This window comes from Sphingobium sp. TomMM7A, from assembly GCF_055397305.1.
This window is the reverse complement of the sequence record NZ_AP027311.1, coordinates 1,756,904-1,780,450: the sequence shown is the minus strand read 5'-3', so window position 1 is coordinate 1,780,450 and position 23,547 is coordinate 1,756,904. Positions and strand designations below refer to the sequence as shown.

The window sequence follows — 23,547 nt, the reverse complement described above, 5'->3', positions numbered from 1 at the left end:
AAAGGCTGAACATGATTGTAGGCACGGTCAGGGAGATCAAGAATCACGAATATCGCGTCGGCCTGACGCCTGAGAGCGTGCATGAACTGGCGGCCCATGGCCATCGGGTGCTGGTGGAAAGCGGCGCGGGGGAGGGGATTGGCGCGCATGACGCGCTGTACGCCCGTGCCGGGGGCGAGATCGTCCCGAGCGCGCGCGACGTGTTCGAAGCGGCCGAAATGATCGTGAAGGTGAAGGAGCCGCAGCCCGAGGAACGCGCCATGCTGCGCCCGGGCCAGATACTCTACACCTACCTTCATCTCGCTCCCGACCCGGACCAGACCCGCGACCTCATGGCGTCGGGCGCTGTCTGCATCGCCTATGAAACCGTCACCGACGCTGGCGGCGGCCTCCCGCTGCTAAAGCCTATGAGCCAGGTAGCCGGACGCATGTCGATTCAGGCGGGCGCGACGGCGCTGGAAAAGGCGAATGGCGGCCGGGGCGTGCTGCTGGGCGGCGTGCCCGGCGTCCTTCCGGCCAAGGTCTGCGTGATCGGCGGTGGCGTCGTCGGCTTCAATGCCGCGCAGATGGCGGCGGGCCTGGGCGCGGACGTCACCATCCTCGACCGCAGCCCTGAAGTGCTCGAACGGCTCGGCATCTATTTCGAGGCACGGGCGAAGACCCGCTTTTCCAATCGCGCCAATCTGGCCGAATGCGTGGCGGACGCCGACCTCGTCATCGGCGCCGTGCTGATCCCCGGAGCCGCCGCGCCCAAGCTGGTCAGCGCCGACATGCTCAAAACCATGAAGAAGGGCTCCGTGCTGGTCGATGTCGCGATCGATCAGGGCGGCTGTTTCGAAACCAGCCATCCCACGACCCATGCCGATCCCACCTATATCGTCGATGGCATTGTCCATTATTGCGTCGCCAACATGCCCGGCGCGGTCGCGCGCACCAGCACATACGCGCTAAATAATGTCACCCTGCCGCATGCGCTGCGCATCGCCGATCTGGGGTGGAAGAAGGCGCTGCAATCCGACCCGCATCTGCTCGCTGGGCTCAACGTCTGGGACGGCAAGGTGACCTATCAGGCGGTGGCTCAGGCGCTGGAGCTGCCCTTTACCCCGGCGGAGGAAGCGCTGGCCTGACGGCCGCCCCGGGGCACCCCCCTTTAATCCGCGTCCGGATTGCGGAAGTTCAACCGCCGCGTGACGGTGTAATCCACCACGCCCACCAGGAAATAGCTGATCCACTGCTTCACCAAAGTCAGCACCCCGCGCTGGGCCTTGTAGCGTTCCAGCGTGATCTGTCGGCTTTCCTCTGCGCGACGGCTAATGAAGTCCCTCGCTTCGTCCGCCAGCGCCTTATCCTCGATCCGCAGCATGATCTCCAGATTCAGGAACAGGCTGCGCATGTCGAAATTGGCTGATCCGATGAAGACCGCGTCATCGATGACGATCAGCTTCATGTGCAGCTTGCGCTTCTGATATTCCCATATCTCCACCCCGCGCCGCAGCAGCGGTCCGTAGAGCAGCCGTGCCGCCGCAACCGTCGCGCCATTGTCCGACCGGGACGGCAGGATAAGCCGCGCGCCCTCCCGCCGCGCCGCGCGCGCAATGCGTTTCAGCATGCCGCGTCCGGGCGAAAAATAGGCGGCCACCATGTCCACCCGCCGCGCATGCTCCAGGTCATGCTTCACGACCTGCGCCCAGGGGCTTAAGCGCCGGGTCGGCCCGCCGATCAGCCATCGCATCGGATCATCGGGATCATGGTGCAGCGACGGGTGCCAATGCCGCACCATCCGCCGCATTGTGCGGAAACTCTGCTTGCTGGTCGATACCCACCGCCACAGCTGCCCATACCAGTTGGTCATCGCCGCGACCTGCGGCCCGTCGATCAAAAGGCCCAGGTCCACCCAGGCATCCTCTTCGGGCAATCCGAAATAGGCATCCTCCACATTGAACCCGCCCAGCAGTAGCCGCCGATCATCCGCAATGGTCATCTTCTGATGATTGCGGATCAGATAGCGGGTCGACCGCCGCGCGCCGAATCGGCCAAACCGTCCCCCCGCCTTGATCAACGGGTCGAAGAAAGTAACCGGCGTGTCGGCCGATCCGAACGCATCGATCATCAAGGTTACGGCAACGCCGCGCCCTCGGGCCGCGATCAGCCGATCCAGCACCATCCGCCCGCTCTCATCGGCGGCGAAGATGTAATAATAGAGCTTCAGGCTGTCCCGCGCGCCATCGATCAGGCCGATCAGCGTCTCTCGCAGAGCGGGACCATGTTCGATCACGTCCAGCCGGTGCCCCCGGATGGACAGGCCGATCCCGGCCTCGTCGCTCTTCGCTGGGGACTGCCGGTTGGTCGCCATATCCCGTTCATGCGCTTAATTGCCGCTATGCGCCACGGCTTTATGGGCTTTTCATTGACTCCCCGCCCGCCCGCTGATAGGCGCTGCCCTCACGATTTCCATCATTTTGCCAGGAGCGCCCGTTTGGCCCGCGTTACCGTCGAAGATTGCGTCGACAAGGTTACCAACCGTTTTGACCTCGTCCTGCTTGCGGCGCAGCGCGCCCGTGAGATTTCCGGCGGCGCTGAACTGACGTTGGACCGCGACCGCGATAAAAACCCGGTCGTCGCCTTGCGCGAGATCGCTGAAGAAACCGTATTTCCGGCCGAATTGCATGATTCGCTCGTTGGGTCGCTGCAAAAGGTGCAGATCGACGACGACGACACGCCGGACGAAATTGGTTCGATTGCCCAGTCGGCAGAGGCCCTGCGCCTCACCGCCGCCGCCCCGCCGCGCAACCAGAATGTTGGCGGCGACTACGACGGCTGATCCGTTCATCGGTTCGGAGAGGGAATGAGGCTCGGCCTGCGCAAGCAGGACCGGGCCTCGATCCGTTTTGGGGGGGGCATACTCTAATCCCCTCTCTCCTTCAGGGGTCGGCCAGAGGCACGTGACTCTGGCCGAGGTGCCGAGCGAAGCGAAGGCGGGAGAGGGGATCGCAACGTGGACGCAAGCACCCCATCCATCTCCGCCTAACCAGCAAGCTGGCAAGGCTGCGTATCCTTCTCCCGCCAGCGGGAGCAGGGTGAAGCCAGCTAATTCCCCAAACAAAAATCCCGCAAAGCCCGCGCATCATGCAGCGCATTATGCGGTATCCGGCTATTCGCCGCCGCACTAAACCCCGCCGCATTCACCAGCTGCAACTGCAACCCGTTCATATCCACCATCTGCCCCGGCCCGGTCACCAGCAGCGCGCAGAAATGCGCCAAATCCTCCGGCCAGTCGGCGACGATCACCGGGTCTGCATCACCCGCCAGATAATCGGCCAGATGATGCGCGGCTTCCACCCGGCCCAACTCCATGTCGATCCCCGGCGGCACATGGCGCAGATAGGGGATGACGTTGCGCTGTACCCAGCCATGCGGCTCCTCTGCCAGCGGCAGCGACACGTAAAATTCATCGTCGCCAAATTCCGGCACCAGCGCGACGCTGATCAGCGCGCCTGCAAATCCGTTGAATTCGGTGTCGAGGAAATAGCGCATGAAAAAAGGACTGCCTGCTGGAAAGGGGGGAAAGGGGCTGTCCGCGAGATAGGGGCAGGGCGCCTCTTGCGCCAGCCTGATGATTTGCCTCGGTTCAAGCAAGCTGCCATGCGGGGCCATCGACACAAGGACCTGCCAGTGACCCCTCGCATACTCATCGACACCGCCGCCGTGCCGGGCGGACAGGAACTGAAACTCTATAGCCGGGGCAGCGATCACATGATCGTGCTCGACCGCAACGAGCTGATGAGCAGCCGCATGAGCGGTTCGGAAAAGGCGCTCGCTATCATGTCGCTTGAGCGGCTGAAAGGGCGAAGGTCGCCGCATCTCCTGATCGGCGGTTACGGCATGGGCTTCACCCTGCGCGCGGCGCTGGCGGGCATGGGGCAGGACGGCCGCGCAACGGTCGTCGAACTGGTGCCCAAGATCATCGAATGGGCGCGCGGGCCGATGATCGAACTCGCCGCTGGTTGCCTCGATGATCCGCGCGTCACGCTGATCGAAGGCGACGTCGCGGCAGAGATCGCCGCAAGCCAGCAACGCTATGACGCTATCCTCCTTGACGTCGACAACGGCCCAGACGGCCTCACCGCTCCGGCTAACGATCGGCTCTATTCCTCCGCTGGCCTCTCCACCGCCAAGGCCGCGCTGAAGCCCGGCGGCATCCTCGCCATCTGGTCCGCTGCCCCCGACGCCGCCTTCACCCGCCGCCTCCGCGACGCGGGCTTTCTGGTCGATGAGGTAGCGGTCAAAGCCCGCGACAATGGCAAAGGCCCCCGCCACGTCATCTGGTTCGCCCAGAAGCGATAAGACCAAAATCCTCCCTGCGCGAAGCGTGGGGAGGGGGACCGCTCGCGAAGCGAGTGGTGGAGGGGAAATGGCACAACCTGCGCATTCCCCCTCCACCAGCCTGTGGCTGGTCCCCCTCCCATCTCCCGATGGGGAGGACAACCCCTTCCCGAAAACTCCGTCATCCCAGCGAACGCTGGGATCTCAGGCCACCAGGCCAAACGCTACCTCCCGAGATGCCAGCCTCAGCTGGCATGACGATCAGTGGCGCTCAATGCCGATCACCCCCCCCATTCCGGCAAAGCCCAATCAATCCCCCCACGCCCCTTGGCCTCCAAAAACGCATTAGCCTGCGAAAAATGCCGACACCCCAAAAACCCATTATGCGCCGACAGCGGTGAAGGATGCGCCGCCTTCAAAACCAGATGCCGCGTCTGATCCACAAACGCCGCCTTCCTCTGCGCATAAGCGCCCCACAGCAGGAACACGACCGGCTCCTCCTGTCGGTTCACCAGCCGAATGATCGCATCGGTAAACTCTTCCCAGCCGCGTTTCTGGTGTGAAGCGGCGCGCCCCATCTCGACGGACAGCACGCTGTTCAACAACAGCACGCCCTGCCCCGCCCAATGCTCCAGAAACCCATGACGCGGCGGGTCGATGCCAAGGTCGCTCTTCAGCTCCTTGTAGATATTCTTGAGCGACGGCGGCGTCCGCACCCCCGGCTGCACGCTGAAGCACAGTCCATGCGCCTGCCCCTCGCCATGATAGGGGTCCTGCCCCAATATCACCGCCTTCACATGGCCCAGCGGCGTCAGGTCCAACGCGCGGAAATATTCGCTGCCCTTGGGGAATATGCGTTTGCCCTGCCGCTTCTCCTCTTCCAGAAATGTTTTGAGCGCCTGCATATAGGGGCGGTCGAATTCCTCGTGCAGCGGCGCGCGCCAGCTTTCGTCGAGCTTGATCGTTGCGGTCATGATCGCCTGATGACCTGCCCGGCAACGGCCTGTCAACCGCACGGCGGCCTTGCTCCGCGCCTGAAAATGAGGGAAAGGAAAATCATGCCGCGCCTTTCCTTCACCACCGCCCTTGTGGCGGGCCTCGGCCTGTTTCTCGCGCCCCTGCCAACGGCGGACGCCTTCGGCCCGCAGCCCAATGTGGTGCATCAAACCGCGCAATCGCGTCTGCTCGGCGAGTTCACCCGTTTCGCCGCGCTCAGCGACGGCACGGTCGGCATAGCGGTGCGCGACCTGCGCAATGGCGAGACGCTGGAACTGAATGGCGACACGCTCTTCCCCATGGCCAGCACCTACAAGGTCGCGGTGGCGGGCAAGATATTGTCGCTCGCCGATGCGGGTACGCTGCGCTTCGATGAAAAGCTCCCGCGCCTCGGCACGCCGATGCCGGTCACGACCTTGCTCGACCTCATGCTCACCCGCAGCGACAATGAAGCAACCGACGCGCTCGTCGCCCGCGCTGGCGGCCCGCAGGCGGTCAATGGCTGGCTCCAGTCGCTCGGCATTCGCGGCCAGCGGGTGGACAGCAACACCGCCCAACTGCTCGCCCGCGCAAAGGTGGGAGCGGGCGGGGCAGGGGACGAGGTCGAAACCTCCCTGTCATCGCGCGCGCGGGATGCGCGAGACATGCCCAACATCGCCTTCGCCGCCGATCCCCGCGACACCTCCACGCCCCGCGCGATGAACGATCTCCTCTCCACCATCCAACATGGCAGGGCGTTGAAGAAGGGCAGCACGGCCATGCTGCTCGGCATCATGGCGCGCTGCAAGACGGGCAAGGCGCGCCTCGTCGCCATGCTCCCGCCCGGCACGCCGATCGCGCACAAGACGGGCACGCTCAATGGCCTCGGCAATGACACCGGCATCATCACCCTGCCAGATGGCCGCCCGATCGCCATTTCCGTCTTTGTCATGAAGGATCATCGCGGCCACGCCGCGCGCGACCGCATCATGGCCGAAGTGGCGCGAGCGGCCTACGACTATTTCCTTTTCGCCCCTGAATCGCGCACGGCCTGACGCATCGCTCTTAACATGGATTGAACTTGGCTCTAGCCCGGTTGTCCGCAGCGGGAGGATGGCATGCGCGATGTCGCGGCTTTCAGCGATTTCTGGCCCTATTATCTTCAGGAACATGCACGCCCCGCGACTAGGGCGATGCACTATGCGGGGACGAGCACGGTCGTCCTGCTGCTCGGCGTGATGCCCTTGACCGGCCGCTGGTGGCTGCTTCCGGCTCTACCTGTCGCCGGTTACGGCTTTGCCTGGGCCGCCCACGCCCTGATCGAACGCAACCAGCCCGCCACTCTCCGTCATCCCCTCTGGTCCCTGCGCGCCGATTTTCGCATGTGGTTCCGCTTCCTCACGGGGCGCATGCGCCGCGATCTAGCCCGCGCGGGCGTCCGCCCCGACGGATCGGTCGACCCCGCCAAGCGCCTCAACCTCTAAGGCATCCCCTCACGCCAGTGACTTGACCGCTCCCGCCGCTCTGCCACAAGGGGCGGCGATGGCCCTGACCGCCCACTTCTCTTCCTTGCCCGATCTCGCCGCGCTGGCCCCCCGCTGGCAAGCGCTGGAGGCTACATCGGACGCCTCCTTCTTCCTCGGCTGGACCTGGACCAGCAGCTGGCTCGAAAGCTACGCCGTTCGCCCCGACCTCCTAAGCATCACCGACGGAGAGGGCAGGGACATCGCCCTCGCACTCACCGGCCGCGCGCACCAGCCGCGCCTGCTCGGTCGCTGCGCCACCATCTCGCTCAACCAGTCGGGCGATCCCGCGGCCGACCGGCCCTTTGTCGAATATAACGGCCTCCTCGCCCAGCGCGGCCGGGAAGCCGAATCCGCCCAGGCCTTCCACGCCGCCCTGCAACGCCGTACCGATTGGCAAGCCCTGCGCCTCAGCGGCATCGCGCCCGACTCCTCCCTGTTAGGACTGCGCACCCACCGCGCCACCCGCCTAGACCGCTCACCCGTCTACCAAGCCGATCTCGAAGCCGTCCGCGCCGCCAATGGCGACTATTTCTCCCTGCTAAGCGCCAACACCCGCAGCCAGATTCGCCGCGCCATCAAGGACCATAACGGCCTCCCCACCGTCACCGCCGCCACCGCAGATGAAGCCGCCACATGGCTGGAAGAAATGCGCGCCCTCAACGAAGGCCGCCACGACGACAATGCTTGGGAAGATCCAGCCTTCCGCCGCTTCCTCTTCACCCTCGCGCGTAAGGGCATCCCCAGCGGCGAAGTCGAACTCCTCCGCTTCACCGATGAAGGCGGCCCCGTCGGCCTGCTGGTCAATTTCATCCATCGGGGCCAGGCGTTGAACTATCAGTCCGCCTTCGCCGCCCCGCGCACGGCCAAGGACAAGCCCGGCCTCCTTTGCCACACCGCCGCTGTCACTCATTATGCGAATAAGGGCCTAACCCTCTACTCCCTCCTCGCAGGGAAGGATCGCTACAAGCAAAGCCTCGCCACCCGCGAAGAGGCGCTCGAATGGTGGCTCCTCGAACGCTTCTCGCCCCGCCTGGAAGCCGAAGCGCTGCTCCGTCGGTTGCTTAAACGCCCAGCTTCCGCATGATCCGATAGGCCAGCCGACGCGCGCTTTGCCGCTCGGGTGCAGCGCCGATCTGCCCCACCGGCAATCCCCGCCGCCGCAGTAGCGCATTGAGCCCATGCAGCTCGCTTTCCGCAACGCTACGCTCCGATCGCCAAGTCACCGACAGGCTGACCGACACGCCCGCGCCATTCTCCACGAAATGCGGCGCCTTCACCGGCACATGGATGGCATTGCCGGGCAGCAGCTTCACCGCCGTCCCGCGCCCGCGAAAATCATCCCGCCAATTCAGGTTACGATGCCCGCCCGCATGAAAAGCCTCGCTCTGCACCGCAGGCACCAACTCCTGATCACCAGCCGGAAAGACCGTCATGACCTTTTCGCCCATGATCTGGAGCAGAATATTATGCTCCGGGTCCATGTGAAACGGCGTCACGCTGCCCGGCGAGGACAGGAAGATAAACGCCTCCCGGTTCAGCATCCGCCCCGTCCGCGCGTTCACAATGGGAGCCAATTCCGCCAGCGCCGCGTCCAGCAATGCGCCATAGGCCGCATCCCGCTCGACATTCTTCAGCACCGCCCAGCTACCATTGCTCTCGATCGTGCGGATCGTCTCGCCCAATGTCAGCCCGTTGGCAGGCGTATCCTCCGGCCGCACGCCCAAAGGCAGCTTGCCCAGATTATATTCGACCGACGCAGCCGGCATCCGCTCGGCCAATCCGGCCAATGCCTCGATCGCCAGCAGCGGGTGCCCAACAAGCCCATGATGCAACTTCACTGATGCATCCGGATAGGCGCCCGCGAATATCCGCCGCGCGTCCTCATCGAAAACCTGCGCGCTGATCGGCAAGTGAGCAGTCATCCTTGTCCCTTCATATGGCTGGCGATCGCCTCAACGGCATTGGCCAGCGCGAAAGCCGCCGCCCGCCCGATCCGGTCGATCCCGCTCCCATGCAGCGCCACGCGATATTGCACGATAGTCCGCCGCTCGGCCCACAGGCTGTCGATCATCGGATGATCCGGCGCGGCACAGCTGTCCATCCACCCGATCGCCGGATCACCCTGCACCGCATGCAGGTTGGCCAGCTCGATCAGCACACCCGGCGAAAAGCGCCCCATCTCCTCGTCAAAGGCGATCTTGAAGGAAAAAGCGCCCTCGCCATGACGGAAATTCGCCAGCATCGCGATCGCCCGTCCATTAAGGTCAATGCGCAGGAAATGCAGTAGTCCCGCATCGAAAGCCGCCGCGCAGGCCGCCCGGAAAAATGCCGCGTCCTGCGGAGAACAGCCAAGCGCCGACCCCTCACGCCCCTTCCACCCCGACGCCTCCAGTGCCAGAAAATCGGCGCACCAATGCGGCAGTTCCGCCCGGTCCTCCAGCAGGTGTTGGCTCACCGCGCCAAGGTCCGCCAGCCGCTTTTGCAGCCGCCTGATCTCCTTGCGCTTCTTCGCGCGCACATGCGTTTCCCAATAGGCGTCGGCATCCAGATCGGATCGCAGCATGGCGCGATCATAACGATGCACCTCGCGCCGCCCCCGCCGCTGCTCGACGCACAACGCCTCCAGCGCAGCCGCATTGGCGCCCGCCGCATCCAGTCCCCGCAGGTACAAAAATCCCGCCGCCCAATGCGCGTCATCCAACTGCGCCAGCAATCCCCGCCACGCCGCCACCTCATCACCCCGCCGGATCAACGGCGCGCCAAAGAAGCAATGCTCGTGCATCCAGTTGGTGACGCAGGAAATCGGCAGGCGACCGTGCCGCGCTGCCACCGTCACCGGCAACAACCCGATCAGATCCCCTCCCGCATACGCCTCGACCATCCGCACACCCGGTGTCCCGGCCAGATGGTCCAGCGCCGCGCACAACATGTCCGGCGCGTAAAAGGCGTTGGCCTCGGCCGCCTCCGCCGCCAAAGCGGTCCAGCGGGCGCGCTGCGCGGGGCCATAGGCACGGGTGCCGTTGGGCAGGGGATGCGATGCCATGTCCATGACAAAGCGCATAAACTTCAATGATTAGGGAAAGACTAAACTGCTTCATTTGGGGCAGCAGGCCGCCTCTTTGGGGGAAAGCCCTTTACATCGCGCGCCGGATTGTCTGTTAACGATGGGGCTAACCCGCGACGGCTGAAAGAGATTCCCATGGCGACCCACCTGATCCTGTCACATAGCGTGGTGGCCGCATGACCATTCTCGTCACTGGCGCTGCCGGCTTCATCGGCATGGCCGTCGCCGACCAGCTGCTCGCCGCCGGGCGGGCGGTGATCGGCATCGACAATATGAACGACTATTATCCCGTCTCGTTGAAGCGCGACCGGATCGCGGCGCTGCAACAGCGGCATGGAAAGCTGTTCACCTTCGCCGAACTGGATTTCGCCGACATGGACGCGCTGCACGCCGCGCTCGCGGGGCAGACGGTGGAGGCAATCGTGCATCTCGGCGCGCAGGCGGGTGTGCGTTATTCGCTCATCAATCCGCATGCCTATGTCCGCTCCAACCTTGCCGGGCATGTCAACATGCTCGAACTGGCGCGCGAACGGCGGGTGCGGCACCTGGTCTATGCCTCATCCTCCTCGGTCTATGGCGGCAATGACAGCCTGCCGTTCCGCGTGGAGGACCGCGCCGACCATCCCGTCTCGCTCTACGCCGCCACCAAGCGCGCCGATGAATTGATGAGCGAGACCTACGCCCATCTCTTCCGCATTCCCATGACGGGCCTGCGCTTCTTCACCGTCTATGGCCCTTGGGGCCGCCCGGACATGGCGATGTGGATCTTCACCAAGAAGATCCTGGCGGGGGAGCCGATCCCCGTGTTCAACCATGGCCGGATGCAGCGCGACTTTACCTATATCGACGACATCGTGAACGGGGTGATCGGCTGCCTCGATCACGCGCCTGCGGATGATGGATCGCTAAAGGCGGGCGGCAGCCGCTCGCCGCATCGCCTTTACAATATCGGCAACAATCGGCCCGAAGAGCTGATGCATCTCATATCGGTGCTGGAACAGGCGATCGGGCGCAAGGCAGAGATAGATTTTCAGCCCATGCAGCCGGGCGACGTGCCCGCCACCTTCGCGGACATCAGCGCGATTGCCCAGGATATCGGCTTCGCGCCGACCACCGGCATAGAGGTCGGCGTGCCGCGCTTCGTGTCCTGGTATCGCGACTATCACGCAGGATAACCGACAAAAGCACGGCACTACGCGCGCCTCGGGGGAAAGTTCCGGCCCTCAACATATAAGCAATAATTTGCGGGATATGTGGCAATAAAGGCGCGCAAATCTTCGCTCATGCTGGCAAATTGAATTGCCATTCTGCCGTTAACGGTTCTATTCCCGTCACCGGGACGGCTTCGAGCCGAAATGGGTCGCTTAAAACGAGGTTTAGGGCGGAGCGCCGGAATGGCGGCTGCCGCCATGCCGCATCGATCAGGAAAACCTGCCGTGCGTCATGGAAAAAAGGGCGAACTTGTGTCGACATTATCAAAAATTGTGCCTTTTGGTTCTGGCAGCCGGATCGTGGAAACCGCCTGTAGAACCTTGTCCGTCGCTTCCCAGGGACTGAACGCGCTGGAGGCGAAATTCTCCGATCGTGATTTCGCCGCGATATTCCTTCGCGTCGCTGGCATGATCATGAGCGCGCGTGGACGCCTGATCGTCACCGGCATGGGGAAAAGCGGTATCGTCGCGCGCAAGATGACGGCGACCCTGACCTCGACCGGCACGCCCGCGCTCTTCATGCATCCGGCTGACGCTGGTCATGGCGACCTTGGCATGGTGACGCCTGACGACATCGTCCTGATGCTGTCCCATTCGGGCGAATCCAACGAACTTGGCCCCATCATTCAATATTGCAAACGGTTCGGCATTCCGCTGCTCGGCCTCACGGCCCGCGCGGACAGCACCGTCGCCAGCGCTTCCGACGTCTGCGTGCTGTTGCCCGCCGTCCGGGAAGCCTGCCCCAACGAACTGGCGCCCACCACCTCCACCACGGTCCAGATGGCCTTTGGCGACGCGCTTGCCATCGCGCTCATGGAAATGCGTGGCTTTTCGGCCGATGACTTCCACAAATTCCATCCCAATGGCCGTCTTGGCGCGCAGTTGCTGAAGGTTCGCGATCTGATGGCCGCCGGTGACAATGTCCCCCGCGTGGCCGAAGACGCGTCGTTGCTCGACGCCACCATCGAAATGACGCGCGCGCGCCTTGGCGGCACGGCGGTCGTCAACAGCGCTGGCGAACTGATTGGCGCCTTCACCGATGGCGACTTGCGGCGGACCCTCACCGATACGCGGCAGCTGACCGAAACCGTCGGCCAGTTCATGACCGTGCCGCCGCTGTCCGTGGGGCCTGACGATCTCGCCTCCGAAGCGCTGCGCCTGATGCACATGCATAACATCACGCTGCTCTTCGTCTGCGAAGGCGGGCGGCTGGCGGGTGCCGTCCACATGCACGACCTGCTGCACGCCGGGGTCGCCTGAACAGCATCATCGTCATTCCGGCGCGGGCGGGCTCGTCCCGGTTGCCGTGCAAGCCCCTGCGCCTGATCGCCGGGCGCACCCTGCTGCACCGGACCATCGCCATGGCGCGCACCGCCATCTCCGGCCTCGCCGATGCGGAACTGGTGGTGGCGACCGACGACCGCGAAATCGCCGATCACGCCAATGCCGCAGGCTGCGCGGCGGTCATGACGGACAGCGCCATCGCGACAGGTTCCGGCCGCGCGCTCGCCGCCGCGCTCCAGCACCCGGCTCCCCCGCGCTTTATCGTCAACCTGCAAGGCGACTCCCCCTTCCAGCCGCAAGGCGCCCTGCGCGCCGTCATCGCCGCGCTCCACGCAGGCGCTGAGGTCGCAACCCCCGTCATCGCGCTCGACTGGCAGGCGCTCGACGCCCTGCGCGATCACAAGCTCCGCTCGCCCTTCAGCGGCACCACCTGCGCCCGCGCACCCGATAGCCGCGCCCTCTGGTTCTCAAAAACCATCATCCCCGCCATCCGTGACGAACAGGCCCTGCGAGACAGCCATCCGCTCTCGCCCGTCTGGCGCCATGTCGGCCTCTACGGCTACACGCTCGAAGCCCTGACCCGTTTCGAGCAAACACCCCCGACCACGCTGGAACAGCTGGAGGGCCTGGAACAGCTCCGCCTCCTCGAACTTGGCATCCCGGTCACCACCGTCGCGGTCGATCCGCCCATCTTCGACAGCTCCGGCATCGACACAGAGGCCGACATCCAGCGCGTAGAGGCCCTGATCGCCACCCATGGCGACCCCACGCCCGCCTGACCTCATGCGCCGCATCTTCATCATCCGCCACGGCAACACCTTCGAAAGCAGCGCCACCGCCTGCCGCATCGGCGCGGGCACGGACTTGCCCCTCGTCGAAAGCGGCCGCGCCCAGGCCGACCGCCTCGGCCAATGGTTCGCCGCGCAAGGTCTCGCCCCCTGCCACATCCACAGCGGCCCTCTCAGCCGCGCCCGCGAAACCGCAAGCCGCATCGCCGCCGCGCTCAACCAGCCCGTCACCGGCACGCTCCCCTGGCTAGACGAAATCGACCACGGCCCCGACGAAGGCCGCCCCGAAGCGCAAGTCCTCGCCCGCATAGGCCAACAGGCGCTCGCGGCGTGGGACGAACAAGCCATCCCGCCCCCCGGCTGGATCGTGAATGCGCCATCCCGCATTGCCGCCTGGCAAAGCTATTTCGCGCAAAGCGGGGAGGGGACAGACCTGCTCGTCACCAGCAACGGCGCCGCCCGCTTCGCCCTGCTCGCCCTCGGCCTCTCACCCGCCTCGCTCAAGCTGCGCACCGGAGCCTATGGCGAGTTGACCGTCGCGCCTGACGGCGCCGTTACCCTCTGCAACTGGGACCAACGGCCCTAAACGTCATCACAACCCAAAAAGCCTCTCCCCTTCAGGTGCAAACGAGGCACGTGACTCGTTTGAAGGGTTGGGGCGGGCGCTCTCCCCGGATTCCGATTGCTCCTGTCAAACCACGCCGCTCACCCCACGGGCGTTGAGCTGGCCGTCACAGGTTGCAGCACGGCAGGCTTCGCCTCGGGCGCTGCAACAGATTTGTCCGCCGCCGCTTCCGGAGCCGCAGCCTGCGCCTTCAGGCTCGCCGCCGCATTTTGCAAAGCGACCGCTGCCGCTTCCAGCGCTGCCGCCGCGGAATTTGATTGCCTCGCCGGTTCCCCAGTCTTCGCGACAGTCACTCCCGCAGCTGTGATCGCCTCATGCGGAGCATCGACCTGCTTCGTCCCTCCAGCTTCCGCCGCACCCACCGCCGGAGCCGCTACCGCTGTCGGGGTCACCGCCGCCGCCGCCACCGGCTGCGCCTCACACACCGCATCAATCCCCAGTGCGCTTTCGGAAAAGTTCGTCGCCAGCTGCGGCAGTTCCCGATCCTGCGCCTCGGTCGCCAAAGTCAACAGCGTCTCGGTCATCGGGCAATAGCTTCCGGCCTGCACCAGTCCGGAATGGCTGTTGCCCAGTTTCGTGTTGAACTGCTCATAGGCGCGCTGCCCTTCGGCGATGCCGTTCACCCGCATGAAGCGCGTCTTCAGCACATTATTATAACTGCTCAGCAGCCCGATCTTCTTATCGACAAAGGCGGAATATTTCGCCTCTATCTCCTTATTCACCCCCTTGCACCGCAGAGCGCCCAGCATCAGCATCACGTGCAGATCCCGGACCTTCGCCGCTTCAATCTCATAGGGTTGCCAGCACGGGCCGGGGGTGGAGGCGGCTATTTGGCCGGAAGAAAGCTCAACGAAACCACAGGCGGCAACCGCCGCCATCTGCAACCGTGACATGATGGACCTCGCAGAATCGAAAGAGGCGACCCGCTGATCCCGATGATAGCATTCTGCCCCAAAAATGCCATATTTATTAATGGACATAAGCCAGCCCGAGCGCCCGAAAAAGCACCCCGCCACGCCCGCATTCAGCGCCCCTAGGCGCCCCTCAATTCTTCCGCTGCGGCACGGTAAAGGTGCCCGAAACCCGGCCCCCCGATCCGCCCGAAACCCCCGGCCCGCCGCCGCCGGAAGACCGTCCGTCCACAGTCGACCGCCCGCTGGTAAGGTCAATCACCAACCGCCCACCAGTCAGCCGGTTGCTCCCCTGCGTCAACGTCACATTGCCCAGCATCGTGATCAGGCGGCTGTTAAGGTCATAGATCGCCACATTGCCTCGCGCCGTCTCGTTCCCCTTGGTCACGACGACGTTGCCCGAAGCGTCGATCCGGTCGACCTCCACGCCGTTCCCGCCCGTACCATTGCGGTAAGCGACGGTCATCCGTGCGGCGTTCAGCGTCATGCCCGCCTGCGTCACCTGGACATTGCCGGAAACGACGACCCGGTCGGCGCGGTCCTGCACCTCGATCCGGTCGGCGGTGAAATTAACCGGCGCGTTGCTGTCATGATTCTTCAGCACCTGCGCCGCGGCGCCCGCGAAAACCATAGCCGCGCCCATGGCGCCAGCGCTCGACAGCAGGATCAGCGATCTTTTCATCACTTTTGCCCTTTGATGCCATTTTGTTCGATGCGCAAGCTCGCCCTGCCATTGAGCGTAACCGTCCGCGCGTTCAGGTCGGCGTCCAGATGGTCGCCGCTGAACGTGCCGATGGGTATCCGGCCATCGACGCGCCCCGCGCTGCGCATGCGCCGGGTCTTGAGGTCGATGCCCACGTCCCGCGTCGTCAGCCTGTATCCGCCCGCCGCCTCGAACTGCACCGGCCCGTCCACCGCGACGCGCTCCTTGTCCATGTCATAGCGCCCCTTGCGCGCGTTCAGCACGGCCGGTCCTTCGGACAGCAGGATGCGCGCCGACATGTCGTTGAGGTCTACGATCGGTTCGCGAGAGCTTTTCTGCACCGCACTTCCCGCGCGCAACGAAAAGGGCTGCCCCTTGCTGTCCTCGCCGCGATACAGCGCCTCGCTCACGCGCATCCGCTCCTTCGCCACCTCGACCTTGTTTTTGTCGAGCACGAAGCTCACCTTGTCCCCGCCGGTAAAGGGCGCCATCACCAGCAACGCCGCCAGCACGCCCACCAGCACCGGCAACCAGTTTTTCAGCCGCGCGACCAGCCTGTCATGGCTGCCACCCGGCCGCGCCCAATGGCGCCTGACATGACGTTGCTGATCGGCCTGTATGGACATGGGAAAGCGCTTCTAAGCCCCTTACATATGCGCGAAGATGTCGATCTCCGGCCATCCCGCCAGGTCCAGCTCGGCCCGGTGAGGAAGGAAATCGAAACAGGCCTGCGCCAGTTCCATCCGTCCTTCGCGGATCAATCGCTTGTCGAGTTCAGCCTTCAGCGCATGCAAATAGCGCACGTCCGACGCCGCATAATCTTTCTGCGCGTCCGACAGGGTGGGGGAGCCCCAGTCGCTCGACTGCTGTTGCTTGCTGATTTCCTGCCCCAGCAATTCGCGCACCAGTTCCTTCAACCCATGGCGGTCGGTATAGGTGCGGATCAGGCGTGAAGCGATCTTCGTGCAATAGACGGGCGCTGCCACCACGCCCAGATAATGTTTGATCGCCGCGATGTCGAAACGCCCGAAATGATACAGCTTCAATCGTGCCGGATCGGCCAGCACCGCGCGCAGGTTCGGCGCGGCATAATCGCTGCCCGGCATGAATCGCACCAGATGCTCGTCGCCCTTGCCATCGCTGATCTGCACGACGCACAGGCGATCGCGCGGCGTGATAAGGCCCATGGTTTCGGTATCGACGGCGACGGGGCCGGGGGCAAGGACGTCTGCGGGCAGGTCCTCTTCGTGGAAATATACTGTCATCCAACCCCTCTATGGCGAAAGCGGCGGTAACTCAATCGACGCTTTTTCGGCCCTGCCAAAATGCCCCACGCTGGTTCATTCGGGCGAATGTGGCGGCAATCGGGCTAAAATCATTCGCGCATGGCTGAAAAGTTGATATAGTGATTCTCAAACCCGCATACGTGCGGTGGATTCTGCATGTCATTTCGCCCGGCATGTTTGTCCGATTTAGTCGGGGGCGAAGCGAAAGTGACCAACAGGGCATGAGTTTTGATAGAGGTCGCCGCGGCGGGCGCGGCAAGGACAAGCGCGACGGTTTTGGCGACGACAATTTTTACGGCGGCGGTAACGATCGTGGCGGTTTCGGCGGTGGTTTTGGAGATCGTGGTGGTTTCGGCGGTGGTGATCGCGGCGGCTTCGGCGGCGGCGGTGATCGCTTCGGCGGTGGCGGCGGTGGCGGTGGCTTCCGCAGCGGCGGTGGCGGCGGCTTCGGCGGCGGCGGCGGTGGTGGCGGCTTCGGCGGCGGCCGTGGCGGCGGCGGCGGCATGCCGGCCCAGGTCGTTGGTGAAGGCACCGGCGTTGTAAAGTTCTTCAACGGTCAAAAGGGCTTCGGCTTCATCGTTCGTGATGACGGCGCGGAAGACGTGTTCGTCCACATCAGCGCCGTTGAGCAGGCGGGCCTCACTGGCCTGGCCGAAGGTCAGCAGCTCGGCTTCACCCTGGTGGACCGTGGTGGCAAGATTTCGGCAACCGACCTCAAGATCGAGGGCGAGCCCCTTCCGGTCGTCGATCGTCCGCGTGAACCCCGCGAACCCCGTCCGGGTGGCTTCGGTGGTGACCGTGGCGGCTTCGGCGGCGGCGATCGTGGTGGCCCGCAGCGTCAGCTGACCGGCGAACGCGCCAGCGGCACGGTCAAGTTCTTCAACGCCATGAAGGGCTTCGGCTTCATCCAGCGCGACGACGGCCAGCCCGACGCATTCGTGCACATCAGCGCAGTCGAACGCGCAGGCATGTCCGCCCTCAACGAAGGCGACCGCCTGGACTTCGAACTCGAAGTAGACCGCCGCGGCAAGCACGCAGCCGTCAACCTTCAGTCGAAGGCCGACTGACACATAACTCTGCCCGCATAAGCGGAGAGGATAGAAGGGGTCGCCTGCCCGGCGGCCCCTTTTTTGTTGTGGGTTGCTGCGGCTTAGCGCCAATCTCGGTCATTCCGGGCGGGCTTCGTTGAACCTGCATTCGGACTCGGTACCCTTCCACAAGTCCCTGCCCGCACCTATATTCCGAGCTGGCAAAGCTGGGGGTACACGTGACCGAATTTACCGTGCCGGGTCCGGCGCAGTCGACCATTTCTCTTATGGTCGATGCCGGTCGTCCTTTATTCATTGTCGGTCGCAATGGGACTGGCAAGTCCGCCCTCATAAACTGGCTTCAGCGGAAGGCTCAGTTGAATACAATCTACCTGCCTGGCAGCAGGACTGCTCTATTCGACGGTGAGAGCCTATCGCTCACGCCCAGCAGTCGAAGGGATCTCGCGACCAACCTGTCAGCATGGGACAAAAATGCTGAATCTCGATGGAGGAACCATTCCGGCAATGGGCGAAATGAGAAAGCGATCCACGACCTAACGGCGGCAGAACACCAATATAAAAACGATTGTGCAAACAAGATTGCTGAGAATCTAAACCCGGTCGAAACGGCCGCCGCAATTGCGAAATTGCAAGCGAAAGAGGCCCCTCTCGACAGGGCCAACCAGATCCTTGAGCAAGCCAACATCCCTGTGAGGATGCTCATAGCTGACAACGAACTCAAGGCGACATCGGGCGGTAATACCTTTAGTTACGCGCGGATGTCGGATGGGGAGCGTATCGCGCTCATCCTGATCGCGGAGGTGATATCGGCGAAGTCAGGAGTGGTCTTCCTGATCGACGAGCCTGAGTTGCACCTTCACCGTGCAATCGTCACTCCCTTAATTGCGACGCTTATCAAGTCGCGTCCCGACTGTGAGTTCGTCATCAGCACCCATGAACTCGATCTACCAATATCCATTCCCAATTCGCGTGTGTGCATCGTTCGATCCGTCACTTGGAAAATCGACGGGCAGGTGGGGCACTGGGCCTTAGACATAGTTGATCGGACGGTGGAACTTCCTGACGAGTTCGTCACCGATATCCTCGGTTCACGACGCCGAGTTCTTTTCACCGAAGGCGATACCACCAGCCTCGACGTCCCGATGTACTCCGTTCTGTTTCCAAAAGTCTCGATCAGACCCAAAGGAAGCTGCAAGAGCGTGCAGCAGGCGGTGGTCGGAATCCGATCGACAACCAGCCTGCATCATACTGAAGCATTTGGCCTAGTCGACAACGACGGCATGGCCGAGCAAACCATCAACGATTTTCAAGCGGACGGCATCTATGCGCTCCCTTTATTCTCGGTGGAGTCGCTTTATTATGACGTGAGTGTTCTGGCAGCGGTCGCCAAGAGACAGGCGACGACGCATGAGGCGGACGAAGAAAAGCAAGCCGATCTTATCGCAGGTTTGCTTGCTGATATTGTTGCTGAAGGAATCGCTGCGGCGGCCAAGCAAGGGACGGCAGAGCATTTAGCCGGGCGGCTCGCGGAGCGGCAGGTCCGCGACGCACTTTTGGTCCAGATGCCGAAGCGGGAAAAACTTGTTGCAGCAGCCTCGCTGACCATACAGATCACAGGACAATCCACCTATCCAGCAGAACTCGCGCGTTTCCAAGCAATGTTAGCTGAACAGGACCTTCACGGCATCATAGCGCGCTACCCGGTCCGGCATTCGGGTATCCTCGGTGCCATAGCCAAGGCGCTGAAATTTCAAGGCCGGACCGATTATGAAACGGCCGCTATAGCCCGCATTTGTTCGGACGAGACACTCCGCGATGCGCTGCTTTTGAAACTTGCTCCTCTGTCGAGCTTGCTCAACGAGTAGTGCCTACAAGTTCAACCTAGACCTAAAACGCATCCCCAGCTGGAGGGTGAACGACTGTTATCCCCAATCACTTTCCCAAAACCCGGCAGTCCGCAATCGGCCCTTGGCTGTCGTTCAGCACCGCCTGATCTTCCGGCGTTTGCTGGCCAAAACCCGCGTGGGGCATGGCTTCTGCAACGTAAAGATCAGCCTCGACGCCCGCTCATGCATCCTGATGGTATCGGATAGCAGCCGGTCATGCGTCCCGCTTGTCAGGTGCGTAGGAGGAAAGGCGGCCCCCAATCCCCACGCCACCGCCGGAGGGAGAGCAGGGAAGGCCCCTCCCAAAAATAGGAAAAATAGGAAACCCACGAAAACGCGTTTAATTCGCCATTTCATTCATGACTTTGACCGGCGGCACGATCGTCACCGTCTCAAACCGCTCCTTCCGCCGCACTCCGTTCATCGGCGGCGGAACATTCACCTGCTCCACCGGCACCCGCTGCCGCATGCATTCTCCCTTGTTCTCCCGCGCCGTCTGCCCACAATTCCACAAGGCCCGCTGCAATCCCGTCCCGCTATTGTGAATATAGGCAAAGCTCATGCTTTCCATCTGATCGCCCGACAGCGGAAACCCACTCGGAGCGCTCCCCGCCCGCCAAGCCATAATCCGACACTCCGGCCGCCCCGCGCAGAAAGTCTGCGCCATCACCGGCCAGTTGTCGGGCGCCGTCCCCTTGCCAAGTTCCACCAGAAAGCTCCGCGCTCCCGGCGCGATCGCGATCAACCTCACGCCGCCCATTATCCGCCCCAGCGAGTCCGCGCCGATCGCCTCCTGCGGCTTGGCCGTCAAAGCCGCCAGACTGCTCCCACCCGGCGCCAGAACGCCCGACCCCTCGCTGTCCCCGTCCTGATGCGCCATCGACAGTCGGGCGATCCGCGCAATTATCGGCTCCACACTTTCCCGCGCCAACCGGAAAGCAGGCGGCGTTCCCCACCATCCCCGCCAGCGGAAGAAAAGGTGCGTCCCCACCGCCGTAATCTTGTCCAGGCTCCCGCTCCAATAGGGCACCACCCAATCTGTATGATAATGGGTGGCATAGCCGACCGGCTTGAACACCTTGCCCGCCAACGCTGCCTTCGCGATGTCCCGCGCTCTGTTCCATGCCTCTTCCCCCGGCGTCCGCGCCAGCGCGCCATCGCAGGTGAAAGTGAACTGACAGCCGGTCGATCGTTCCTGTCCCTGAAACACGACCCCGCACACCGTTTTGGGGAAAGCGGGGTGCCGAACCCGGTTCAACACCACCTGCGCCACCGCGCGTTCGCCCACCGCGTCATCGCCCGCTTCGTAAAGCTGCGCGGCCGCCAGGCAGTCCGTGGCCCGCGCCAGGTCGCTTTCCGAGCCAGTGAACACAAACGGCCGCGCTGCCGGATTGGGGAGCCGCGAGAAAGGCACAGCCCCGTTGAACGCCCGCGCCTGATCCTGATCCAGCGTATAAAGCTCCACCGGCTGCACAACGGGTGCCGCTGTGGTCGGCCGCTTCATCAGCGCGCGCTGAACCAGTGCCGCCCGTGCCGCACCGGCAGCAGGCGCCCGTGCATCCCACCGCGCGACCAGCGCAGGCAAACCGGCGAACAGCAGGAGCCAGATCAGCCACATCGCGCGATGTGGCTGGCTGCTGGTAGAAGCGTCGATCATCCCTGACCCTGCGCCGTCCTATTCGGGCAGGAAGTCAGGCACCGACAGATAGCGTTCACCAGTATCATAGTTGAAGCCCAGAACGCGGCTGCCGGACGGAAGCTCCTTCAGCTTCTGCGCAATCGCGGCCAGTGTTGCGCCGGACGAGATGCCGACAAGCATGCCTTCCTCTCGCGCCGCGCGGCGGGCATATTCCTTGGCATCGGCCGGGTCGACCTGGATCACGCCGTCCAGCAACTGCGTGTGCAGGTTTGCGGGGATGAAGCCAGCGCCGATACCCTGAATGGGATGGGGACCCGGCTGCCCACCGCTGATCACTGGTGAGAGGGTAGGCTCCACTGCATAGACCTTGAGGTTGGGCCACAGCTTTTTGAGTACCTCGGCAACACCCGTGATGTGACCGCCCGTGCCGACTCCAGTAATTAGAACGTCAAGCGGGCTGTCGGCGAAATCAGTCGCGATCTCCTGCGCGGTCGTGCGAACATGCACATCGATATTCGCGGCATTTTCAAACTGTTGCGGCATCCAGGAATTGGGCGTTTGCTCGATCAATTCCAGCGCGCGTTCAATTGCGCCCTTCATGCCCTTCTCGCGCGGGGTCAGGTCAAAGGATGCGCCATAAGCCAGCATCAACCGGCGCCGCTCCACCGACATGCTTTCCGGCATGACGAGGATGAGCTTGTACCCCTTCACCGCCGCGACCATGGCCAGGCCAACGCCCGTATTGCCAGAAGTAGGCTCGATGATGGTTCCGCCGGGTTTCAGATCGCCCGACTCCTCGGCGGCCTCGATCATCGCAAGCGCGATACGGTCCTTGATCGATCCGCCCGGGTTGGAGCGTTCCGATTTGATCCAGACTTCGGTGCCCTCAGGCGCGTCTGCAAACAGGCGGCTCACCTGAATATGCGGCGTGTTGCCGATGGTTTCGAGAATATTGGCAGCTTTCATTTGGCCTTCTCCTGGCTAATCTCGGCCTCCCTTAAGTCGGGTGGGTCAAAGGTACGTGCAAGGCGCAATTCGGGAAAGAGCCGCGCCCATAAAATTGTGATGACTATAGCGCCTATCCCGCCGCCAATCACGGCCGCAACGGGGCCAACCAGCGCGGCGAGGAAGCCTGACTCGGCCTCCCCCAATTCGTTCGACGCCGAGATGGTGAGTTGTGACAGGCTGGATACCCGGCCCCGCATCGCATCGGGCGTGTGAAGCTGGATCAGCGACTGGCGCACGTAAACAGACACCATGTCCGCAGCGCCCAGCAGCACCAGCGCGCCGATGCCGATCTCCATCGCAATATTGCGAGGAATGAAGGCAGTGGCGCCGAAAAGGATCGTGGACAGGCCAAAGATTATGACCGCGCCCAGCATCTTCAACCCGACCTCTGATCGCATGGGTCGAAAGGAGAAGAAAAGCGCGACGATGGCTGCTCCGATAGCGGGAGACGCGGCCAGATGCCCCAGTCCCGCCGATCCAACCTTCAATATGTCACGTGCATAGACTGGCAGCAGCGCCGTCGCTCCTGCCAGCAGCACCGCGAACAGGTCCAGAGTGATGGTGGCCAGCACGAGCCGGTTCGATCGCACATAAGTCCAGCCGTCAAGCATCTGCCGGACCGGGTGACGGCTCGTGTCGCGCGGCGGCTGTTTGACGGGACCGATCAGCAACATGCCCCAAAGGGCAATCGCGAACAGTAGCGATGTAAGAGCATAAGCGCCCCAGGGCGTCATGGCGTAGACATAACCACCTAACGCGGGACCGATGATCATCCCTGCCTGCCATGCAACACTGGACAGCGCGATCGCATTGGGCAGCACGTCGCGCGGCACTAGGTTGGGCGCCAAGGCGCTGTAGGCAGGCCCATTGAACGCGCGCGTAATTCCCACCACGCCGGCGATGCCGAAAATCAGGGGCAGGCTCACCCAGCCTTCGTAGGTTGCAAAAGCCAGTAGCCCCGACGCCGCCATGAGCAGTGCCAAGGTCAGGCGCGCAATGGCGCGACGGTCGAAATGGTCCGCGACCCAACCGGTAAGCGGGGTCAGAAAGAAAAGAGGCACGAACTGCGCCAACCCGATCAGGCCGAGCTGAGCGGCGGCGCCCGACGTGCTCATGCTTTCGCGTGCGATATTGTACGCCTGCCACCCAAGCACGGTCATCATGCCATATTGGGCCAATACGCCCGCCAGCCGCCCCATCAGATAGGCGCGGAAATCGCCGAAGCGCAGCGGGTGACGGGAGTCGGCGGGGGCCTTCATATGATTTCCT

The 23,547-nt window shown here is 63.4% G+C and carries 24 protein-coding genes; 12 read left to right on the top strand and 12 right to left on the bottom strand.

Translation table 11 applies throughout. From position 1 onward, the window contains the following. The first annotated feature begins 11 nt into the window (after window positions 1-11). The gene (gene ald / locus ACZ5ZH_RS08845) at window positions 12-1,127 is read left to right on the top strand and encodes an alanine dehydrogenase (protein ID WP_464771265.1); all 1,116 of its coding nucleotides are present in this window, start codon (window positions 12-14) and stop codon (window positions 1,125-1,127) included. 23 nt (window positions 1,128-1,150) lie between these two features. Here ald and ACZ5ZH_RS08840 read toward each other — a convergent pair whose 3' ends face one another. Further along, window positions 1,151-2,353 (bottom strand): phospholipase D-like domain-containing protein, encoded by a 1,203-nt coding sequence (locus ACZ5ZH_RS08840; RefSeq protein WP_464771264.1) that lies wholly within the window; start codon window positions 2,351-2,353, stop codon window positions 1,151-1,153. A 123-nt stretch (window positions 2,354-2,476) separates the two neighbouring features. On the opposite strand from ACZ5ZH_RS08840, the gene rpoZ reads away from it, so the two are divergent. Continuing rightward, window positions 2,477-2,821: a DNA-directed RNA polymerase subunit omega gene (gene rpoZ, locus ACZ5ZH_RS08835; protein ID WP_449474068.1), complete on the top strand. Its 345-nt coding sequence runs from the start codon at window positions 2,477-2,479 to the stop codon at window positions 2,819-2,821. Between the two features lie 266 nt (window positions 2,822-3,087). On the opposite strand, the gene ACZ5ZH_RS08830 is transcribed toward rpoZ, so the two are convergent. Continuing rightward, entirely contained in the window at window positions 3,088-3,534 is a 447-nt protein-coding gene (locus ACZ5ZH_RS08830; protein ID WP_464772622.1) for a hypothetical protein, read from the bottom strand. A gap of 138 nt (window positions 3,535-3,672) precedes the next feature. Here ACZ5ZH_RS08830 and ACZ5ZH_RS08825 point away from each other — a divergent pair, with 138 nt between their 5' ends. Then, the gene (locus ACZ5ZH_RS08825) at window positions 3,673-4,344 is read left to right on the top strand and encodes a spermidine synthase (RefSeq protein WP_464771263.1); all 672 of its coding nucleotides are present in this window, start codon (window positions 3,673-3,675) and stop codon (window positions 4,342-4,344) included. 260 nt (window positions 4,345-4,604) lie between these two features. On the opposite strand, the gene ung is transcribed toward ACZ5ZH_RS08825, so the two are convergent. Next, window positions 4,605-5,297 carry a uracil-DNA glycosylase gene (gene ung, locus ACZ5ZH_RS08820; protein ID WP_464771262.1) on the bottom strand — a complete coding sequence of 231 codons (693 nt, stop codon included), beginning with the start codon at window positions 5,295-5,297 and terminating at the stop codon, window positions 4,605-4,607. 84 nt (window positions 5,298-5,381) lie between these two features. Here ung and ACZ5ZH_RS08815 point away from each other — a divergent pair, with 84 nt between their 5' ends. The 3 genes from ACZ5ZH_RS08815 to ACZ5ZH_RS08805 all read left to right on the top strand — a co-directional run bounded on the left by ACZ5ZH_RS08815 (window position 5,382) and on the right by ACZ5ZH_RS08805 (window position 7,908). Beyond that, a complete protein-coding gene (locus tag ACZ5ZH_RS08815) occupies window positions 5,382-6,353 on the top strand; it encodes a serine hydrolase (RefSeq protein ID WP_464771261.1) in 972 nt (323 codons plus the stop codon). Window positions 6,354-6,416: 63 nt separating this feature from the next. Next, entirely contained in the window at window positions 6,417-6,782 is a 366-nt protein-coding gene (locus tag ACZ5ZH_RS08810) for an Mpo1-like protein (protein ID WP_464771260.1), read from the top strand. 58 nt (window positions 6,783-6,840) lie between these two features. Further along, complete coding sequence (locus ACZ5ZH_RS08805) at window positions 6,841-7,908, top strand: GNAT family N-acetyltransferase (protein WP_464771259.1); 1,068 nt, start codon at window positions 6,841-6,843, stop codon at window positions 7,906-7,908. On the opposite strand, the gene ACZ5ZH_RS08800 is transcribed toward ACZ5ZH_RS08805, so the two are convergent. Next, entirely contained in the window at window positions 7,886-8,746 is an 861-nt protein-coding gene (locus tag ACZ5ZH_RS08800; RefSeq protein ID WP_464771258.1) for a transcriptional regulator, read from the bottom strand. The genes ACZ5ZH_RS08805 and ACZ5ZH_RS08800 overlap by 23 nt on opposite strands. Continuing rightward, window positions 8,743-9,873 (bottom strand): GNAT family N-acetyltransferase, encoded by a 1,131-nt coding sequence (locus tag ACZ5ZH_RS08795; protein WP_464771257.1) that lies wholly within the window; start codon window positions 9,871-9,873, stop codon window positions 8,743-8,745. Before ACZ5ZH_RS08795 ends, ACZ5ZH_RS08800 begins: the two co-directional genes overlap by 4 nt. 191 nt (window positions 9,874-10,064) lie before the next feature. Here ACZ5ZH_RS08795 and ACZ5ZH_RS08790 point away from each other — a divergent pair, with 191 nt between their 5' ends. The 4 genes from ACZ5ZH_RS08790 (at window position 10,065) to ACZ5ZH_RS08775 (ending at window position 13,757) form a co-directional block, all read left to right on the top strand. Beyond that, a complete protein-coding gene (locus ACZ5ZH_RS08790; protein ID WP_464771256.1) occupies window positions 10,065-11,063 on the top strand; it encodes an NAD-dependent epimerase/dehydratase family protein in 999 nt (332 codons plus the stop codon). A 288-nt stretch (window positions 11,064-11,351) separates the two neighbouring features. Further along, a complete protein-coding gene (locus ACZ5ZH_RS08785) occupies window positions 11,352-12,359 on the top strand; it encodes a KpsF/GutQ family sugar-phosphate isomerase (RefSeq protein WP_449474053.1) in 1,008 nt (335 codons plus the stop codon). A gap of 41 nt (window positions 12,360-12,400) precedes the next feature. Then, on the top strand, window positions 12,401-13,162 hold the full coding sequence (locus ACZ5ZH_RS08780; protein WP_464771255.1) for a cytidylyltransferase domain-containing protein: 762 nt from the start codon (window positions 12,401-12,403) through the stop codon (window positions 13,160-13,162). Window positions 13,163-13,166: 4 nt separating this feature from the next. After that, the gene (locus ACZ5ZH_RS08775) at window positions 13,167-13,757 is read left to right on the top strand and encodes a histidine phosphatase family protein (RefSeq protein WP_464772621.1); all 591 of its coding nucleotides are present in this window, start codon (window positions 13,167-13,169) and stop codon (window positions 13,755-13,757) included. A 119-nt stretch (window positions 13,758-13,876) separates the two neighbouring features. Here ACZ5ZH_RS08775 and ACZ5ZH_RS08770 read toward each other — a convergent pair whose 3' ends face one another. The 4 genes from ACZ5ZH_RS08770 to ACZ5ZH_RS08755 form a co-directional block, all read right to left on the bottom strand. After that, on the bottom strand, window positions 13,877-14,689 hold the full coding sequence (locus tag ACZ5ZH_RS08770; protein WP_464771254.1) for a hypothetical protein: 813 nt from the start codon (window positions 14,687-14,689) through the stop codon (window positions 13,877-13,879). Window positions 14,690-14,840: 151 nt separating this feature from the next. Further along, window positions 14,841-15,389 carry an LptA/OstA family protein gene (locus ACZ5ZH_RS08765; protein WP_464771253.1) on the bottom strand — a complete coding sequence of 183 codons (549 nt, stop codon included), beginning with the start codon at window positions 15,387-15,389 and terminating at the stop codon, window positions 14,841-14,843. Then, window positions 15,389-16,036 carry an LPS export ABC transporter periplasmic protein LptC gene (locus ACZ5ZH_RS08760; protein ID WP_449474048.1) on the bottom strand — a complete coding sequence of 216 codons (648 nt, stop codon included), beginning with the start codon at window positions 16,034-16,036 and terminating at the stop codon, window positions 15,389-15,391. Before ACZ5ZH_RS08760 ends, ACZ5ZH_RS08765 begins: the two co-directional genes overlap by 1 nt. A gap of 21 nt (window positions 16,037-16,057) precedes the next feature. After that, a complete protein-coding gene (locus ACZ5ZH_RS08755; RefSeq protein WP_196224467.1) occupies window positions 16,058-16,675 on the bottom strand; it encodes a ribonuclease D in 618 nt (205 codons plus the stop codon). Window positions 16,676-16,917: 242 nt separating this feature from the next. Between ACZ5ZH_RS08755 and ACZ5ZH_RS08750 the strand changes: the two genes are divergently transcribed. Together ACZ5ZH_RS08750 and ACZ5ZH_RS08745 are read left to right on the top strand one after the other, a co-directional pair. After that, entirely contained in the window at window positions 16,918-17,763 is an 846-nt protein-coding gene (locus ACZ5ZH_RS08750) for a cold-shock protein (RefSeq protein WP_460986614.1), read from the top strand. Window positions 17,764-17,963: 200 nt separating this feature from the next. Further along, window positions 17,964-19,610 carry an AAA family ATPase gene (locus ACZ5ZH_RS08745; RefSeq protein WP_464771252.1) on the top strand — a complete coding sequence of 549 codons (1,647 nt, stop codon included), beginning with the start codon at window positions 17,964-17,966 and terminating at the stop codon, window positions 19,608-19,610. 361 nt (window positions 19,611-19,971) lie between these two features. Here the strand turns inward: ACZ5ZH_RS08745 and ACZ5ZH_RS08740 are convergent, their stop codons facing one another. Genes ACZ5ZH_RS08740 through ACZ5ZH_RS08730 form a run of 3 tightly spaced genes read right to left on the bottom strand, consistent with a single transcriptional unit; the run spans window position 19,972 to window position 23,537 of the window. Beyond that, window positions 19,972-21,288, bottom strand: coding sequence for a cell wall hydrolase (locus tag ACZ5ZH_RS08740; RefSeq protein ID WP_464771251.1), 1,317 nt, complete (start codon window positions 21,286-21,288; stop codon window positions 19,972-19,974). Window positions 21,289-21,306: 18 nt separating this feature from the next. Beyond that, window positions 21,307-22,236, bottom strand: a complete 930-nt coding sequence (gene cysK / locus ACZ5ZH_RS08735; RefSeq protein WP_449474042.1) for a cysteine synthase A — start codon at window positions 22,234-22,236, stop codon at window positions 21,307-21,309. Beyond that, on the bottom strand, window positions 22,233-23,537 hold the full coding sequence (locus tag ACZ5ZH_RS08730; protein ID WP_464771250.1) for an MFS transporter: 1,305 nt from the start codon (window positions 23,535-23,537) through the stop codon (window positions 22,233-22,235). The genes cysK and ACZ5ZH_RS08730 overlap by 4 nt, the downstream gene beginning before the upstream one ends. Window positions 23,538-23,547: the final 10 nt, after the last annotated feature.

Bases quoted from the DNA above. Each gene is read 5' to 3' on its own strand.
- ald (WP_464771265.1), top strand. From the start codon at position 12: ATGATTGTAGGCACGGTCAGGGAGATCAAGAATCACGAATATCGCGTC.
- ACZ5ZH_RS08840 (WP_464771264.1), bottom strand. From the start codon at position 2,353: ATGGCGACCAACCGGCAGTCCCCAGCGAAGAGCGACGAGGCCGGGATC.
- ACZ5ZH_RS08830 (WP_464772622.1), bottom strand. From the start codon at position 3,534: ATGCGCTATTTCCTCGACACCGAATTCAACGGATTTGCAGGCGCGCTG.
- ung (WP_464771262.1), bottom strand. From the start codon at position 5,297: ATGACCGCAACGATCAAGCTCGACGAAAGCTGGCGCGCGCCGCTGCAC.
- ACZ5ZH_RS08815 (WP_464771261.1), top strand. From the start codon at position 5,382: ATGCCGCGCCTTTCCTTCACCACCGCCCTTGTGGCGGGCCTCGGCCTG.
- ACZ5ZH_RS08810 (WP_464771260.1), top strand. From the start codon at position 6,417: ATGCGCGATGTCGCGGCTTTCAGCGATTTCTGGCCCTATTATCTTCAG.
- ACZ5ZH_RS08805 (WP_464771259.1), top strand. From the start codon at position 6,841: ATGGCCCTGACCGCCCACTTCTCTTCCTTGCCCGATCTCGCCGCGCTG.
- ACZ5ZH_RS08800 (WP_464771258.1), bottom strand. From the start codon at position 8,746: ATGACTGCTCACTTGCCGATCAGCGCGCAGGTTTTCGATGAGGACGCG.
- ACZ5ZH_RS08795 (WP_464771257.1), bottom strand. From the start codon at position 9,873: ATGGACATGGCATCGCATCCCCTGCCCAACGGCACCCGTGCCTATGGC.
- ACZ5ZH_RS08790 (WP_464771256.1), top strand. From the start codon at position 10,065: ATGACCATTCTCGTCACTGGCGCTGCCGGCTTCATCGGCATGGCCGTC.
- ACZ5ZH_RS08775 (WP_464772621.1), top strand. From the start codon at position 13,167: ATGCGCCGCATCTTCATCATCCGCCACGGCAACACCTTCGAAAGCAGC.
- ACZ5ZH_RS08770 (WP_464771254.1), bottom strand. From the start codon at position 14,689: ATGTCACGGTTGCAGATGGCGGCGGTTGCCGCCTGTGGTTTCGTTGAG.
- ACZ5ZH_RS08765 (WP_464771253.1), bottom strand. From the start codon at position 15,389: ATGAAAAGATCGCTGATCCTGCTGTCGAGCGCTGGCGCCATGGGCGCG.
- ACZ5ZH_RS08760 (WP_449474048.1), bottom strand. From the start codon at position 16,036: ATGTCCATACAGGCCGATCAGCAACGTCATGTCAGGCGCCATTGGGCG.
- ACZ5ZH_RS08755 (WP_196224467.1), bottom strand. From the start codon at position 16,675: ATGACAGTATATTTCCACGAAGAGGACCTGCCCGCAGACGTCCTTGCC.
- ACZ5ZH_RS08750 (WP_460986614.1), top strand. From the start codon at position 16,918: ATGAGTTTTGATAGAGGTCGCCGCGGCGGGCGCGGCAAGGACAAGCGC.
- ACZ5ZH_RS08740 (WP_464771251.1), bottom strand. From the start codon at position 21,288: ATGATCGACGCTTCTACCAGCAGCCAGCCACATCGCGCGATGTGGCTG.
- cysK (WP_449474042.1), bottom strand. From the start codon at position 22,236: ATGAAAGCTGCCAATATTCTCGAAACCATCGGCAACACGCCGCATATT.
- ACZ5ZH_RS08730 (WP_464771250.1), bottom strand. From the start codon at position 23,537: ATGAAGGCCCCCGCCGACTCCCGTCACCCGCTGCGCTTCGGCGATTTC.